Source organism: Nocardia sp. GTS18, from assembly GCF_013839555.1.
Classification (GTDB): Bacteria; Actinomycetota; Actinomycetes; order Mycobacteriales; family Mycobacteriaceae; genus Nocardia; species Nocardia rosealba.
In genome coordinates, this window is the sequence record NZ_JACBIU010000027.1 from 1 (window position 1) to 15,578 (window position 15,578).

Below are 15,578 nucleotides of genomic sequence, written 5' to 3' on the forward strand. Positions count from 1 at the left end.
CCACAATGCCCCCATCGCCGAACTCCTGCGCCGCTTCCCCACCCTGCGCTTGATCATCGCCCACATGGGCACCCCCGAATACCGCGAGTTCCTCGATCTCGCCGAGCAATACCCCCAGCTCTACCTCGACACCACCATGGTCTGGACCGACTTCAGCGAAGCAGGCGCCCCCTTCCCCGCCGACCAACGCGACCGTCTCCTCGCCTTCGGCCCCCGCATCCTTTTCGGCAGCGACTTCCCCAACATCCCCTACCCTTACGCCGAGGCAGTCGCCGCTCTCGAACGCCTCGACCTCGGCCCCGACTGGCTCCGAAAGGTGTGCCACGACAACGCCGTCCACCTGTTCGACCTCGACGCGCCTTAAGGATTGTCTCCCGCCTGTTGACCGCCGACTACCCGCTCCGGCGGCGCCTCACCACAGGTGCAGGAAGGTTTCGTCGGCGAGCGGTTGGGGCGATCACAGTTCTTCGCACCGGTCAGGTTGCTGTCGCCGACCCGTCGATACTGGAGGTCCCGATCTCCGTTCTGAGCATTGTGGTGGCGCGAGTCAGCCCATTTTGGAGGCGTAGACCGCGAGGCGGACGCGGTTGTCGGTGCCGGTTTTGTCGAGCAGGTTGGTGATGTGGGTTTTGACGGTGCTCACTCCGAGGTGGAGGCGGTCGGCGATTTCCTGGTTGCCGTGGCCTTCGGCTACCAGGTGCAGGACGTCGCGTTCGCGGGCGGTGAGATCGGGTGGGGGTGAAAGGGTTTCGGGCGGGGTTGTCAGTGCTCGGGTGATGAGTCTGCGGAGCAGGGTGGGTGAGAAGAGGAGATCGCCTTCGACGGTGCGGCGGATCGCGTCGAGGAGGACGGTGGGGTCGGTGTCTTTCACGAAATAGCCTGTGGCACCGGCGGACAGGGCGGGCAGCAGGTGGTCGTCGTCGTCGAAGGTGGTCAGCACCAGGACCTTCGCCCGGGGGTCGGTGGCGAGAATCTGCCGGGTGGCGCCTATACCGTCGAGGCCTGGCATGCGCAGGTCCATGATCACCAGGTCGGGACGTAGTTCGGTGTACAGGCGGACCGCTTCGACGCCGTCGGCGGCCTCTCCGGCGACGGCGATGTCGTCGGTGTCTTCGATGAGCATCCGCAGTCCGGCCCGGATCAGGCGTTGGTCGTCGGCGAGTAGTACGCGGATCACTGTTGTTCTCCTCGGGTCTGGTCCGGAAGGTGGGCGCGCACGATCCAGCGCTGGTCCTCGGCGGTGGCGGTCAGTGTGCCGCCGGCGAGTTCGGTGCGCTCGCGCATGCCGACGATGCCGTGGCCGGGTGTTGTCGCGGCATTGTCGGCGCCGCTGACGACGGTCAGGGTGATGCCGTTGTCGTCCCGGTCGATCGTGAATCGCACCGGCACAGCGTGATTCGCGTGCTTCATCACATTGGTGAGCGATTCCTGCACCAGCCGGAGCAGGGTGAGCCTTCGAATGGCATCGAGCCCACTCAGGTCACCGACTGTCGACTCGACAGTGAATCCGGCGGCTCGTACGCGTGCGACGGCGGCGTCGATCTCAGCACCGACGGCATCGGGCTCGACCAGCGCCACCTCCCCCAGCGCGGGATCGCGGAGGACCGCGAGCAATCTCCGGATGTCGCCCAGCGCGTCGGTCGCTGTGGCTCGGACATCGTCGAGGACCGCCGTGATCCGCGGATCCGCTCGCCGGACAACGTGACCGGCCACCGAGATCCGCAGGATGATCGAGGCCATGTGGTGGGCGACGACGTCGTGCAGTTCCCTGGCCATCGCCGCTCGCTCGTCGAGGCGGGTGCGTGCCTCGGCATCGGCGGCGCGCAGGCGCAGATTGTCGGCCAGCTCGCGTTGCCCCCGCAGGTACAACCCCAGCAGCAGCGGCAACCCGACGTAGGCGACGCCCTCGACGAGGGTGGAAGCGCGACCGATGGATGTGTCGTGCAGCCCGATCCACCCGAGGACAACCGCTGCCGCCCACCCGACGGTCGCGAGTACGACGGTCAGGCGCCGGTGGGTCCGGGCGACGACATCGACCAGCGCCACGGCCCCGAGGTACGGCACCAGACCGGCCACACCCCACGCCTCGGTACGAAACATGGGAACCGCCAGAGCCGACAGTATGAGCGACACCGCCAACGGCCACCGCCGCCCCACCGCGAACACCACCGCGGCGCTCATCGCGAGCACCCAATAGTGCACAGGCACTCGGAACTGACCCGGGTATGTGCTGGCCGCCAGCAGCACCGGGACCACAGCCAGCGGCAGCCACCGCAGCAGGCGGCGCGGGTCAGGGCGAGCACGCACATCGATCACGTTCCCACCGTATGCGTCGACCGGGGAAGGCCCGACCGCCCGCAACCCCGACACACCGGACCATCCGCCGCCGCGTGCCTGCGACGCGGGCCGCCGATGCCGGGTAGCGGGAGTGACGCTGCGAAGTTCGTTCGTCCTTTCCGAATCCCGGGCCCTGCGGAGCTCGCGACCGCGATACCTATTAGCAGCTCATAGGAAGGTGCGCAAGGGTCGGGCGGGCGGAATTTTCGGGCGGTGTTCGGGCCGGTGGGCTGAGCCGAGCGCGCAGGAACCAGGCGAAGCTGGGGGTCCCCACTCAGAGATGGAGTTACCTGTGGTTTCGCGACGAGGTTTCCTCGCCGGCTTGGCGCTGGCCCCGGTGGTGTACGCGGCCGGGTGTTCGGTTCGGCCGTCCGTTTCGGCCGCGAACGGCACCCGTCCGCTGCCGATCCCGCCGCTCGCGCCGTCGACCGTCGGTGCTGACGGTGTCCGGCGGTTCACCCTGCGCGCCCAGGCGGGCACGACCGAGATGTTGCGCGGGGTCACGACCGCTAGCTGGGGTTACAGCGGGTCGGTGCTCGGCCCGACGGTGCGGGCGCGGCGTGGTGAGCGGGTCGAGTTCGCGATCAGCAATGCCCTGTCCGAGGCGACGTCGGTGCATTGGCACGGCATGCACCTGCCCGCGAAGTTCGACGGTGGGCCGCACCAGATGATCGCGCCGGGCGCGGTGTGGACGCCGAGCTGGACGGTGCAGCAGCAGGCCGCGACCCTCTGGTATCACCCGCATCCGCACGGTGCGACGGAAAAGCATGTGCACCGTGGTCTGTCCGGCTTGTTCCTCATCGATGACGATGCCGCCGATGCCCTGCCCCTACCGAAAGAGTATGGGGTGGACGATATTCCGCTGGTGATCCAGGACCGCCGGTTCACCGCCGACGGCGCCGTGGACGAGTCCGATCCCACCGATGTGGGCCTGCTGGGCGACACCATCGTGACCAACGGCATCGCGGGCGCGCACCTGCGGGTCACCACCGAACGGGTGCGTTTGCGCGTCCTCAACGGCTCCTCGGGCCGCCTCTACAACCTCGCCCTCGCCGACGGCCGGGCTTTCCACCTGATCGGCACGGACGGCGGCCTACTACCGAAACCCGTTGCGCTGGAACAGCTCCAGCTCAGCCCCGGCGAGCGCGCCGAGATCGTGATCGCACTGCGTCCCGGCGAGAACACCATGCTGCGGTCGCTGCCGATCACCGACCGCGCGGGCATCGACCGTGCCGCCGAGTTCGGCTTCGACGACACTTTCGACATCCTTGCCCTCCGGGCCGCCGAGTCTCTCCGCCCCAGCGCGCCCCTACCCGCGTCTTTGATCCCGATGACCGCGCTCGCCGCCGCGACGACCCCGGCGACACGGTCCTTCGACCTGCAGTGGTTCATGATCAACAACCAGCGCATGGACATGAACCGCATCGACATGACCATCCCCGTGGACACCACCGAGGTCTGGTCGGTGCGCAACAAGGACAACTGGCCGCACAACTTCCATGTCCACGATGTGCAGTTCCAGGTCCTCACCGTCGACGGAAAGACCCCTCCCCCAGCACTAACCGGGTGGAAAGACACCGTCTACACCAGCTCCGGCTCGACCTACACCCTGGCCATGCGCTTCGCCGACCACACCGACCCCACCTACCCCTACATGTTCCACTGCCACCTGCTCCACCACGAGGATCAGGGGATGATGGGTCAGTTCCTGGTCCTCGCCCCGGGACAGCGGCCCGCGCCGATGGCCACGGACATGGGCGCGAAGGGCCATCACTGAACCTAGGCGGCGGTGGCAAGGTAGCGGACGAGGTTTTCGACCAGTTCGCGAGTACCCCCTTCCCGCTGTGCGCCGGTGTCGAAACCGTCCAGGTGAGCACCGAATTCGACGAGGGTGAGCTTGGTGCCCGCCGCGGTCGGTTCGAATTCCCAGGTGGCGACCGAGGTGGAGATGTGGTCGCCGTTGATCCACATGTCGTAGGTGTAGACGAGGCGCTCGTCGTCGATGATGTCGGTGTAGGTGGCGACGAAGCGGGAGGTCATCTTCCCCTCGAAGGTGCCCTCGTTGACCTCCTGGCCGCCGACACGGAAGTCCATGGAGACCTCACCCTGCTCCCAGCCTTCCTCGCCACCGAACCAGCGGCTCTTGATCGCGGGGTCGGCGAAGGCCTGGAAGGCGACGGACGGCGCGACGGGCACCTCCCGCTCGATGGTGAACTGGGCGTGCTTGACGGAACGGGTCACGGTGTTCATTGTTGTTCTCCTTCTGAGGATTTCGCTGTTTCGGTGAGCAATGCGGTCAGCCTGTCGAGCTGTCTTTCGGCGGGTGGACGCTGGCGCCCCAGCCAGTCGATCGCGGCCCCGAAGGCGCCGGGAACCAACTGGTAGGTGCGCACGCGCCCGACCTTGGCCGAGGCGACGATCCGCCCCGCTTCCAGGGCTTTGAGGTGCTGCACGATCGTCGGCATCGCGACGTCGAAAGGCGCCGCGAGTTCGGACACCGACGCGGGTCCCCGCGTCAGCCGTTCGACGATCGCCCGCCGAGTCGGATCCATGAGCGCCCGGAAGACATCGTCGAGTCTCCCGTCCGCTTCACCGCTCGAATACTTAGGCACATACCTAAGTATTCACATAGACGCCCCCTCGCGCAACCCCCGGACAAGAAAAACCCACCGCGGTCCGCGCGGTGGGTTTTGAAAGATCCTTGTCGAGCCAGGTCAGGCGAGTCGGGCCATGAAGAGCCCACAGAGTGCGATGGCGCTGTTCAGCCGCTTCCACAAGCGCACCATCGCGAGCTCGAGGATGATGCCGATGCGATCGGCACAAGTAGTGGCCTCGGCCAGCGCCATCCGGTCGTAGACCAGATCCGGGTCGCTGAGAATCTCATCAAGGCGCAGTCCCGATACCGCCTGATCAGTCGTGAGGCCGAATTCCGGCAACCAGGTGAGCCGCCACCGGCCATCTCCCCCGAGAACCGCCTGCTCGGGGGTCTTGTCGCTACCCATGATCCGATTCGTGCGGTAGATCGCCATCACTACCTCCTCGGCAGTCGCTTGCGGCGTCTACTTCCAGCATCCACGGAAATCGACGCAGACAACAGCTGGCGAATGAAGTGGCAACGGAATATCATCCGCGAACTTCGAGGTGAAAAACCATGAATCCCAGCGGACGCGGACGCGATAGGCAAGCCTTACCACGTCCAGCTATTGCAGGGCGATCGTCAACTCCGGTCGAATGCCGTGAGAATTTCCTCGGCGGCGAGAGCAGGGGTGAGCTCCCCGGCGCGGACGGCCGATTCCACCTGCGCGCGAACCTCTTTCACGCGCGGATTGTCGGTCAGGCGGCGCAGGATCTGGTCGCGCACCATGGTCCAGGTCCAGTCGACCTGCTGACGGCGCCGCTTCTCGGCGAACTCCCCCGCCTCGGTGAGCACCCGACGATGTTCGAGCACGGTGTCCCAGAACTTGTCCAGGCCAAGACCTTCCAGCCCGCTCATGGTGAGCACCGGCGGTTTCCACAGGGCGTCGTGCGGGTGGATCAGCCGCAGCGCGCCCGAAAGTTCCCGGGCGGCGCTCTTGGCTTCCATCTCGTGCTTGCCGTCGGCCTTGTTGACCGCGACCACCTCGGCCAGCTCGAGCACACCCTTCTTGATGCCCTGCAACTGATCGCCGGTGCGGGCCAGGGTGAGGAAGCAGAACACGTCGACCATGTTGGCGACGGTCACCTCGGACTGGCCGACGCCGACTGTCTCCACCAGGATCACGTCGTAGCCGGCCGCTTCGAGCAGCACAATCGTTTCGCGGGTGGCCTTGGCGACGCCGCCGAGCGTGCCCGCCGTCGGCGAGGGCCGGATGAACGCGTCGGCTTCCAGGGACAGCCGTGCCATCCGGGTCTTGTCGCCGAGGATCGACCCACCGGTACGGGTCGAGGACGGGTCGACGGCCAGCACCGCGACCCGATGCCCCTTGCCGAGCAGGTACATGCCGAGCGCGTCGATGAACGTCGACTTGCCGACCCCGGGCACACCAGTGATGCCGACCCGGTTCGAGACCACGGCGCCGGGTTCCCCGCTCACCCGCAGCAACAACTGCTGGGCGAGTTCGCGGTGATCGGACCTGGTCGACTCGACCAGCGTGATCGCCCGGGCCAGCGCGGCACGCTGACCGGCGCGGATACCGTCGGCGAGCGCATCGACGTCGATGGTGCGCGGTGTCCGCGCCACGGCTCGTTCGCCGTTGCGGGGTGCCCCGACACCCGCCGTAGTGCCCAGGCGTGGATGCCCGCCCTGTGCGGCCTCGTTCATGTCCGTGTCCCTCCGACCGGCACCGGCCCGCGCTGCCGCCGACCCGGTGCCTCCACCGTGTGCCCGTGACCCGCCCACACGGGCAGGCCCGAACCCGCTGCGCCGCAGGCACATTCGTCCATGACGCAGCGGGCCGGCCACATCATGCCGGGCTGCCGCCGCCGATCTCGTGGCCGAGCGAGGCACCGAGCTTGCGCAGCAGGTCGATCGCCGCGTCGGCGATCACGGTGCCGGGCGGGAAGATCGCGGCGGCGCCCGCTTCGTAGAGCTCGTCGAAGTCGCCGGGCGGGATGACGCCGCCGACGATGACCATGATGTCGGGGCGCCCGACCGAAGCCAGCGCCTGCCGCAGGGCGGGCACCAGCGTGAGGTGACCCGCGGCCAGCGAGGAGACACCGACGATGTGGACGTCGTTGTCGGCCGCCTGGCGCGCCACCTCTTCGGGGGTCTGGAACAGCGGGCCCACGTCGACGTCCATGCCGAGGTCGGCGAACGCGGTCGCGATCACCTTCTGGCCGCGGTCGTGCCCGTCCTGACCCATCTTGGCGACCAGGATGCGGGGGCGACGGCCCTCGGCCTCGGCGAATTCCTCGACCAGCGCGATGGCGGCACCGATGTTGGATGCCTTGCCTGCTTCGTCACGGTACACACCGGACAGGGTACGGATCTCGGCCTGATGGCGGCCGTACACCTTCTCCAGCGCGTCGGAGATCTCACCGACGGTGGCCTTGGCGCGGGCCGCGTCGATGGCCAGCGCCAGGAGGTTGTTCTCCATGCCACCCTCGGAAGAGGCTGCCGCACGGGTCAATTCGGCCAGCGCGCGTTCGACCGCCACCGAATCGCGTTCGGCGCGAAGGCGTTCCAGCTTCTCGATCTGCTCGGCACGCACCCGCGAGTTCTCGACCTTGAGAACCTCGACCTCGTGGTCCTCCTCGACCTGGTACTTGTTGACGCCGATCACCGGCTGCTGCCCGGTGTCGATGCGCGCCTGGGTGCGGGCGGCGGCCTCTTCGATGCGCAGCTTCGGAATGCCTTCCGAAATCGCCTGCGCCATACCGCCGTGCGCCTCCACCTCGGCGATGTGGGCGCGCGCCCGCTCGGCGAGCTGGTGGGTGAGCCACTCGACGTAGTACGAACCGCCCCACGGGTCGATCGGGCGGGTGGTGTTGGACTCCTGCTGAATCAGCAGCTGGGTGTTGCGGGCGATGCGGGCGGAGAAGTCCGTCGGCAGCGCCAGTGCCTCGTCGAGCGCGTTGGTGTGCAGCGACTGGGTGTGACCCTGGGTCGCGGCCATCGCCTCGATGCAGGTGCGCGCCACATTGTTGTAGGCGTCCTGCGCGGTGAGCGACCAGCCGGATGTCTGCGAATGGGTGCGCAGTGACAGCGATTTCGCGCTCTTGGGCTCGAACTTCGACACCAGTTCGCTCCACAGCAGGCGCCCGGCGCGCAGCTTGGCGACCTCCATGAAGAAGTTCATGCCGATGGCCCAGAAGAACGACAGGCGCGGGGCGAACTTGTCGACGTCCATGCCCGCCGCGATGCCCGCCCGGATGTACTCCACACCGTCGGCCAGGGTGTAGGCCAGCTCGAGATCGGCGGTCGCACCGGCCTCTTGGATGTGGTAACCCGAGATGGAGATCGAGTTGAACTTCGGCATCTTCGCGCTGGTGAAGGCGAAGATGTCGGAGATGATCCGCATCGAGGGCTTGGGCGGGTAGATGTAGGTGTTGCGGACCATGAACTCTTTCAGAATGTCGTTCTGAATGGTTCCGGCCAGCTGTTCGGGCGTGACGCCTTGTTCTTCGGCGGCGACGACGTAGAGCGCGAGGATCGGCAGCACCGCGCCGTTCATGGTCATCGACACCGACACCTGATCCAGTGGGATCTGGTCGAAGAGCTGACGCATGTCCAGGATCGAGTCGATCGCCACACCGGCCATGCCGACGTCACCTTGGACGCGCGGATGGTCGGAGTCGTAGCCACGGTGGGTGGCGAGGTCGAACGCGACCGACAGACCCTTCTGGCCCGCCTGCAGATTGCGGCGGTAGAAGGCGTTGGAATCCGCGGCGGTGGAGAAGCCCGCGTACTGGCGGATCGTCCACGGCTGGTTCACGTACATGGTCGGGTAGGGACCACGAAGGAACGGCGCGACGCCGGGCACCGTGTCGAGCGGATAGCCCTGTGCGACAACGGCATCACGGTCGGCCTTGGTGAACACCGGCGGCACGTCGATGCCCTCCGGGGTCGCCCAGGTGAGCTGGTCGGCGGTGGTGTGGTTGGCCGCGGCCGCCTCGGCCACGAACTCCCGCACCTGATCCGCGTCCACGGCGGCGGGCTCGGGCGCCCGCTCGGTGAGCGGCACCTCGGCGAAACTGCCGATGCGGTGCTCGATATCGGATGTGGTCATCAGGCTCCCACCTTCTCCAGCAGCTGCGACAGGACCGCGACCGCGTCGATACGCAGACTCAGGAATCCGTCGGGACGCTGCGTCCCGCTGTACTGCTCGACGGCCTTCTCCGGCCCGGCCAGCAACACCGTCTCGATCCCGGCGCCACGTAGCGCCTCGACCGCCGCGCCCGCCTCCTCGCCGTAACGCTTGTCCGCACCGCACAGCACGGCGATGCGAGCACCGGATCCGGTTGCGGCAGCGGCGATTCCGTCGACAGCGAGCGGTCCGGGGTTCACCGACTCGATGCCGCCGGAGGCAAGCACGTTCGCGGTGAAGATGGTGCGCGCGTTGTGTTCGGCCACCGGGCCGAGTGCCACGATCAGCGCCTTGGGCCGCTCACCGTTCACCGCGAGGTAGGCGTCCGAGCGGTTGCGCAGCGCCTCGAACGCGGCACCGTAGCGCACCAGCGAAGCCTGGTCGCGTGCCTGCTCCGACAGCGGCGCCTCGGCGAGGTTGGGGAACTCGTTGACACCGGTGACGGCGGTCTTGCGGTGCGCGATGTCGGCGGCGCGCGCGGCGGCGGTCTCGGCGACGCGCGCGGCGATCAGTCCGGTGTCGAGCGCGGCCGGGTAACCACCGGCGGCCTCGATCTCCTGCATGAATTCCCAGGCCTTGGCGGCGAGTTCGTCGGTGAGGGACTCGACGTACCACGAACCGGCACCGGGATCCTGCACATGCCCCAGGTGGGATTCCTCGAGCAGCAGCAGCTGGATATTGCGGGCCATGCGCTCCGAGAACGACTGTGACACACCGAGTTCGCCCGCGGGAAGGGCGGAGTCGAACGGCTGCACGGTGACCGAATCGGCCCCGCCGACACCGGCACCGAACGCGGCGAGCGTGGTGCGGAGCAGGTTCACCCACGGATCGCGCTGGGTCATCATGGCCGAGGAGGTGACCGCGTGCTGTGGTGCGGCGCCGAAAGCGGGCGCACCGCACACCTGGGCGACGCGCGCCCAGAGACGGCGGGCGGCGCGGAACTTCACGATGGTGGCGAACTGGTCGTCGGTGGCCGCGTAGCGGAACTCGAGCTGACCGAACGCGTCGGCGATATCGACGCCCGCACCCGTCAACGCGCGCAGGTAGGCCAGACCGGCGGCGATCGAGGCGCCGAGCTCCTGGGCGTCTGCGGCACCGGCGTTGTGGAAGGCGGTGCCGTCGACGGTGATCGCGCGCACCGCTTCGGGACGGGCGATCGCGCGGCGAGCCAATGCGACGGCCTGCTCGACATCGAGGTCGGCGTGGCCGGCGAAGGCGTCGGTGAGCGGCGCGGCGCCCAAGCCGACTCGGATCTGGGTGCGGTCCTCGAGCTGGTAGCCGTCGAGCACCTCGAACACCTGCTCGGCGGCCGCGCTCACCTCGGCACCTGCGACCAGCGACAGCGGGGCGAGTTCGAACAGCACCCCGGACAGTGCGGTCGCGATCTGGGTGACCGGCACGCCGTGGGCGCCGACCCCGAGCGAGACCGCGCTGACGCCGTTCTCGAGCCCGGTGAGGATGGCGCGGTTGGTACTCGCGGCGTCGGCCGAACCGGCGAAGGCACCGACGAACCAGCCGCGCTGCGGGTCGCGAGTGGCGTCGCCGCCGCGCACGAACGGGAAGTTGCCGGGCAGCGGCTGCTCGGGCAGCTCGTCGCGGCGGGTGTAGAGCGGGGCGATGGTGAGCCCGTCATAGGTGGCCTCGTCGAGCAGATGCTCGGGCTCGGTGGGCAGCTCGGCGACATCGACCCGTCGCGCCTTGGCCAGCACGCCTGCCACACCCTTGCGCCAGGCGGCGTACTCGGGCACCGGATCCGGTGCGAGACCTGCCCCTGCCTCTGAACCAATCGGCATAGCTGCTGTTCTCTCCTCCGTCACGGCGAACCGGGATGTGTCCGGTTCGCCTCCGATGCTATCTGTGACATCGTGTCCACCCACTGGGGCCATCCCCTACCGACCGGTACGCTGTCGCGGTGCTCCAGCTGATCCGCTCCCCCCGACTGCTGCTGACCCTGGCCGGGTTGGCGGCCCTGTTCGTGGTGGCGATGCTGGTTCCGTTGCCCGGCCCACAGCAGGTCAGGGACTGGGCAGGCGGCGTGGGACCGCTGCTTCCCCTGCTGTTCTTCCTCTTCTATTCCCTCGTCGCGGTCGCGCCGGTGCCCCGCACCGTACTGACAGTCACCAGTGGGGTGCTGTTCGGTCCGCTGCTCGGGTCGGTGATCGCGCTCGGGGCCACGGGCGTGAGTGCCGGTCTCGCGCTGCTCGGGGTGCGGGCGATCGGCCGCGCGCGGGTCGCCGAGCACCTCACCCATCCGGCGGTGCGGGCGGTCGACCTGCGGCTGGCGCAGCGCGGCTGGCTCGCGGTGGCAGCGCTGCGGCTCATCGCGTTCGCGCCGTTCTCGGTCGTGAACTACTGCTGCGGACTGTCGTCGGTGCGCTTCACCCCGTACCTGCTCGCGACGGTGGTCGGCTCGGCGCCGGGGACCATCGCGACGGTCGTGCTGGCCGACGCACTGACCGGCGGCACGCATCCGGCCGCGATCGCGGTGTCGCTGGTGTGTCTCGCCTTGGGGTTGCTCGGCCTGATCGTCGACGCACGGATGCCGGTCGTCGCCCCGGAAACCGATGCCCCCTACTCCAGGGGCATGGTGTCGCGCCGGTGATCGATCACAATTGAGAAAGTGATCTTCTTCACATCTGGAAGTTGTGACTAAGCCGTCTTTCAGAATTCTCACAGAGTTATAGACTCCGGATAGCCCAGGGTTCGCCAGCTACATCCGGTGCGGGATCCAGAGCAACACCCGGTGTCGCGTCCCGTCTTCACCGCTTCCATTCACCGCCGTTCTCGGCACGTTCTTCCACCATGAGGTGACCCGGCATGGAATACACCCATCTCTCCGATTTCCGCATCCGATCCGGCGATCTGTCGATCTGGACCCCTGAGCTGATCTCGCCCGACTCCTGGCACGACGACGAACGGCCGCTGGCCAGCGTCCACGCCCAATACCTCGGTTTCCTCGATCCCGACGACCCGCAGCCCGGCCGTGGCCGCTGGATCGGCACCATCTTCGAGATGGACGCCCCGCTCGACGCGCGCGCCTGGGCACGGACCCTCGAGCTGTGGCACGACCGCCACGAGGGTTTCCGCACCACCGTCGCACCCACCAGCGACGGCGACTACCACCGCATCACCACCGAGCCGGGTACCGTGCGCGTCACTTCCGCCCGGGTCGCCGATCTCACCGACGGTGAACAGATCAACGAATTCCTCTGCGATGTCCTGGAATTGCGGCTCTCGGCACTGGTGTGGCCACACCTGCTGGTCGCGACGGTCGCCCACGACACCGACGACTTCACCGTGCTGGTCGGTGCCGACCACTCCGTACTCGACGCCTACTCCCAGGCCGTGCTGATCCTGGAATTACGCACCCTCTACACCGCCGTCACCACCGGCGGCGAGATCCGCGACTCCTCGACATTCGGCAGTCCCGCCGACTTCGCGGCCGTCGAGCGCGCCGCCGCCGAGGAACTCACCCCCGACTCCCCCGCCGTGGCGGTGTGGCGGGATTTTCTCGGCGCCCCCGGCTCCCCGATGCCGCGTTTCGGCGCGGGCATGGTGGCCGAGCTCGACGGTGAGCACGCCCAGCCGAGCGTGTCGCGCACCTTGCTGACCATCGCCGAACTCGAGGAGGTGGAGGCCCGGCTTGATCAGCTCAAGCACCGGCTGTCGGTCACGGTGTTCGCCGCGCTCGCCGTGGCCTGGCGAGAGGTGTTCGGCCAGGACCGGTTCCGCACCGTGATGCCGATCGCCACCCGGCCCGACCTGACCTGGCTCGAGTCGATGGGCTGGTTCGTCAATGTCGTACCCGTCGACATCACCCTGCCCTCGGGCGCCGACATGGCCGCCGCGCTCACCGCCACCCGGGCCTCGCTCAAACGCGCCCACATCTGCAACGACGCCTCGTGGGGTCGCTCGCTGGCCATGGTCGGTGCGATGGAAGGCCCGACCTTCGGCGCGTCGTTCCTCGACATCCGGATGCTGCCCGACTACGAACTCGTCGCCGACCTGCGCGGACGGACCCTGCGCGCGGTGTCGTACTCGACCGAGGAGGTGTACTTCTGGGTGGTGCGCGGCCCCGAGGGCCTCTATGTCTCCACCCGGTATCCGGCCGGCCTGCCCGCCGAGGTGATGGACCGCTACCTCACCGAATTCGCCCGGGCCATGTACGCGGTGACCACGATCGCCGCGCCTGCCGCGGCCACCCCGGTCGCCGACGTGCCGGCGGCATTGAGCGCGAGCTGACCATGCGTGCGCTGCTGGCCTTCACCGGAAGCAGGGGCGATGCCCAGCCCGGCATCCTGCTCGCCCGCGAGCTCATCGCTCGCGGGCACGCGGTGACGCTCGCGCTGTCGCCCAATCTCGTCGAGTTCGCCACCGGTCACGGCATCGCCGCGGTCGGGTTCGGGTGCGACAGCGCCGAACTGCTGCGCACCCAGCACGCCGACCGGCGCTTCCGTAGCGCCAGTCCGCGTCAGCGGATGCGCGCGGTGCTGGACCTGCAGCGACGCGGTGTCGCCGAGGCGGTGCGTGACCTGCTCGCGCTCGCCCCGGGGCACGACGTGCTCGTCACCGGCATGGCGGGCGAGGAGGCGGCGGAGAAGGCGGCGCGGCACGTCGGATTGCCGTTGGCGGCAGTGCATTTCTTCCCGATCCACCCCAGCCGGTCGGTACCGGTGGTGCCGACCGGCTGGGGGCGGCGGGTGCCCGGTGCGCTCAACCGCCGGATCTGGTCGGGTCTGCGGTGGGCGCGTGACGCCGCTCTGGCCGAGCCGCTGTCCGAGTCCGGGATCGTCGAACATCCGCTGCCCGGTCGGGTGTCGATCCAGGCCTACGACACCGACCTGTTTCCCGGGCTGGCGGCCGAGCTGCCCGAACGGCACCCGGTCACCGGGTTCATCGTGGACAGCGACGGATTCCTCGGCGCCCCGGCCGATCCCGCGCTGTCGGCCTGGCTGGTGGCGGGACCAGCCCCGATCTATGTCGGATTCGGGTCGATGACCGTCGATGATCCCCCCGCTCTGGTCCATATGCTGCGCACCGTGTGCGCGCGGCGCGGGCGGCGACTGCTGCTCGCGGCGGGCTGGGCCGGGATCGAGCCGGAACTCTCGCCCGAGGTGGCCGTCGTCGAGCAGGTCGACCACGCGACGGTGTTCCCGCGCTGTCTGGCAGCCGTGCACCACGGTGGCGCCGGGACGACCGCTGCGGCTCTGAGAGCCGGTGTGCCGCAGGTCATCTGCGCGATCCAAGCCGATCAGCCGTATTGGGGGGCGGCGCTGTCGCGGCTCGGTCTGGCCGCGACGACCCGCGCCGCCGCGCTGGACGCCGATCGACTCGACGCGCTGCTCGACGCAGTCGCCGACCCACAGGTGGTGGCCCGGGCCGCCGCCTACGCCGTCGGCTTCCGCGACGACGGCCTGGCCCGCGCCGCCGACGAGGTGGAAGCCCTTGTCCCCCTGACTGTTCCGACACCACAGTTCGACCACGCCGGGAGGCCGCAGTGAGCACCGACATCGCCGTCCGCACCAGCGGTCTCGGCAAGTCCTACGGTGACTTCACCGCCGTGGGCGCCATCGATCTCAGCATCGCGGCCGGCTCGGTGTTCGCCATGCTCGGCCCCAACGGGGCGGGCAAGACCACCACGGTGCGCATGCTGGCCACCCTGCTGCGTCCCGATCGCGGCAGCGCCGAAGTGTTCGGCTACGACGTGGTGCGCGATGCCACGGCCGTCCGGTCGATGATCGGGCTCACCGGCCAGTACGCCTCCGTCGACGAAACCCTCACCGCCGCCGAGAATCTGCGCCTGTTCGGCCGGCTGCTCGGGCTGTCGCGGCGGGCCGCCGCCGCTCGCTGCGACGAACTGCTCGAGGAGTTCGAGTTGTCGGCGGTGGCGCGGCGCAGCGTCAGCGCGTTCTCCGGTGGCATGCGCAGACGCCTGGATCTGGCGGCCACGCTCATCACCGTGCCCCCGCTGATCTTCCTCGACGAACCGACCACCGGCCTGGACCCACACACCCGTGACCGCATGTGGGGCATCGTTCGCGGGCTCGTCGAGCGCGGCGCGACGGTGCTGCTGACCACCCAGTACCTGGAGGAGGCCGACGCGCTGGCCGACCGGATCGCGGTGATCGATCGCGGCAGCCTCGTCGCGGAAGGCACTGCGGCCGAACTGAAGTCGTCCATCGGCGAGCAGGTACTCCGCCTCGACATCCCCGACACCGCCGACCTGCGCCGGGCCGAGGCGCTGATCTGCGAGCTCACCGGCGAGGTGCCCGAGGGGTCCTCCACCGGGACGCTCACCGTCGCCCTGCCGGAGGTGGGAACGGGCGCCGACATCGTCGCCGCCTGCCGCGCCGCGGGCATCGAGCTACGCGGATTCGCCGTCGACCGGCCCGACCTCAACGAGGTGTTCCTGTCGCTGACCGGCCACGCGACCTCCGCCGACGCGGCATGACCGCC

14 protein-coding genes are annotated in these 15,578 nt (G+C 68.7%); 6 read left to right on the top strand and 8 right to left on the bottom strand.

Annotated elements, in window-relative coordinates; all coding sequences use genetic code 11:
* A partial coding sequence (locus HYG95_RS19160; RefSeq protein WP_181699630.1) for an amidohydrolase family protein occupies window positions 1-364 on the top strand: 364 nt, incomplete at its 5' end.
* 183 nt (window positions 365-547) lie between these two features.
* Here the strand turns inward: HYG95_RS19160 and HYG95_RS19165 are convergent.
* The gene (locus HYG95_RS19165; protein ID WP_181699632.1) at window positions 548-1,177 is read right to left on the bottom strand and encodes a response regulator transcription factor; all 630 of its coding nucleotides are present in this window, start codon (window positions 1,175-1,177) and stop codon (window positions 548-550) included.
* Complete coding sequence (locus HYG95_RS19170) at window positions 1,174-2,313, bottom strand: sensor histidine kinase (RefSeq protein ID WP_370465846.1); 1,140 nt, start codon at window positions 2,311-2,313, stop codon at window positions 1,174-1,176. The genes HYG95_RS19165 and HYG95_RS19170 overlap by 4 nt, the downstream gene beginning before the upstream one ends.
* Before the next feature lie 304 nt (window positions 2,314-2,617).
* Here HYG95_RS19170 and HYG95_RS19175 point away from each other — a divergent pair, with 304 nt between their 5' ends.
* Window positions 2,618-4,114: a multicopper oxidase family protein gene (locus HYG95_RS19175; protein ID WP_181699636.1), complete on the top strand. Its 1,497-nt coding sequence runs from the start codon at window positions 2,618-2,620 to the stop codon at window positions 4,112-4,114.
* A gap of 2 nt (window positions 4,115-4,116) precedes the next feature.
* Here HYG95_RS19175 and HYG95_RS19180 read toward each other — a convergent pair whose 3' ends face one another.
* The 6 genes from HYG95_RS19180 to HYG95_RS19205 form a co-directional block, all read right to left on the bottom strand.
* A complete protein-coding gene (locus HYG95_RS19180; protein WP_181699638.1) occupies window positions 4,117-4,587 on the bottom strand; it encodes an SRPBCC domain-containing protein in 471 nt (156 codons plus the stop codon).
* Window positions 4,584-4,949, bottom strand: a complete 366-nt coding sequence (locus HYG95_RS19185; protein WP_181699640.1) for a helix-turn-helix transcriptional regulator — start codon at window positions 4,947-4,949, stop codon at window positions 4,584-4,586. The genes HYG95_RS19180 and HYG95_RS19185 overlap by 4 nt, the downstream gene beginning before the upstream one ends.
* A gap of 102 nt (window positions 4,950-5,051) precedes the next feature.
* Window positions 5,052-5,366: a hypothetical protein gene (locus HYG95_RS19190; RefSeq protein ID WP_181699642.1), complete on the bottom strand. Its 315-nt coding sequence runs from the start codon at window positions 5,364-5,366 to the stop codon at window positions 5,052-5,054.
* A 188-nt stretch (window positions 5,367-5,554) separates the two neighbouring features.
* A complete protein-coding gene (meaB, locus tag HYG95_RS19195; RefSeq protein ID WP_220139608.1) occupies window positions 5,555-6,604 on the bottom strand; it encodes a methylmalonyl Co-A mutase-associated GTPase MeaB in 1,050 nt (349 codons plus the stop codon).
* 175 nt (window positions 6,605-6,779) lie between these two features.
* On the bottom strand, window positions 6,780-9,044 hold the full coding sequence (gene scpA, locus HYG95_RS19200; RefSeq protein ID WP_181699644.1) for a methylmalonyl-CoA mutase: 2,265 nt from the start codon (window positions 9,042-9,044) through the stop codon (window positions 6,780-6,782).
* On the bottom strand, window positions 9,044-10,915 hold the full coding sequence (locus tag HYG95_RS19205) for a methylmalonyl-CoA mutase family protein (protein ID WP_181699646.1): 1,872 nt from the start codon (window positions 10,913-10,915) through the stop codon (window positions 9,044-9,046). Before HYG95_RS19205 ends, scpA begins: the two co-directional genes overlap by 1 nt.
* Before the next feature lie 119 nt (window positions 10,916-11,034).
* On the opposite strand from HYG95_RS19205, the gene HYG95_RS19210 reads away from it, so the two are divergent.
* From HYG95_RS19210 to HYG95_RS19225, 4 genes are all read left to right on the top strand, one after another.
* Complete coding sequence (locus tag HYG95_RS19210) at window positions 11,035-11,724, top strand: TVP38/TMEM64 family protein (RefSeq protein ID WP_181699648.1); 690 nt, start codon at window positions 11,035-11,037, stop codon at window positions 11,722-11,724.
* Window positions 11,725-11,939: 215 nt separating this feature from the next.
* Entirely contained in the window at window positions 11,940-13,364 is a 1,425-nt protein-coding gene (locus HYG95_RS19215; protein ID WP_181699650.1) for a condensation domain-containing protein, read from the top strand.
* Window positions 13,365-13,366: 2 nt separating this feature from the next.
* Complete coding sequence (locus HYG95_RS19220; protein ID WP_181699652.1) at window positions 13,367-14,623, top strand: glycosyltransferase; 1,257 nt, start codon at window positions 13,367-13,369, stop codon at window positions 14,621-14,623.
* Window positions 14,620-15,573 (top strand): ATP-binding cassette domain-containing protein, encoded by a 954-nt coding sequence (locus tag HYG95_RS19225; protein ID WP_181699654.1) that lies wholly within the window; start codon window positions 14,620-14,622, stop codon window positions 15,571-15,573. The genes HYG95_RS19220 and HYG95_RS19225 overlap by 4 nt, the downstream gene beginning before the upstream one ends.
* Window positions 15,574-15,578 lie beyond the last annotated feature (5 nt).

Coding starts and splice junctions, on each gene's coding strand:
- HYG95_RS19175 (WP_181699636.1), top strand. CDS start 2,618: ATGGAGTTACCTGTGGTTTCGCGACGAGGTTTCCTCGCCGGCTTGGCG.
- HYG95_RS19180 (WP_181699638.1), bottom strand. CDS start 4,587: ATGAACACCGTGACCCGTTCCGTCAAGCACGCCCAGTTCACCATCGAG.
- HYG95_RS19190 (WP_181699642.1), bottom strand. CDS start 5,366: ATGGCGATCTACCGCACGAATCGGATCATGGGTAGCGACAAGACCCCC.
- scpA (WP_181699644.1), bottom strand. CDS start 9,044: ATGACCACATCCGATATCGAGCACCGCATCGGCAGTTTCGCCGAGGTG.
- HYG95_RS19205 (WP_181699646.1), bottom strand. CDS start 10,915: ATGCCGATTGGTTCAGAGGCAGGGGCAGGTCTCGCACCGGATCCGGTG.
- HYG95_RS19215 (WP_181699650.1), top strand. CDS start 11,940: ATGGAATACACCCATCTCTCCGATTTCCGCATCCGATCCGGCGATCTG.
- HYG95_RS19220 (WP_181699652.1), top strand. CDS start 13,367: ATGCGTGCGCTGCTGGCCTTCACCGGAAGCAGGGGCGATGCCCAGCCC.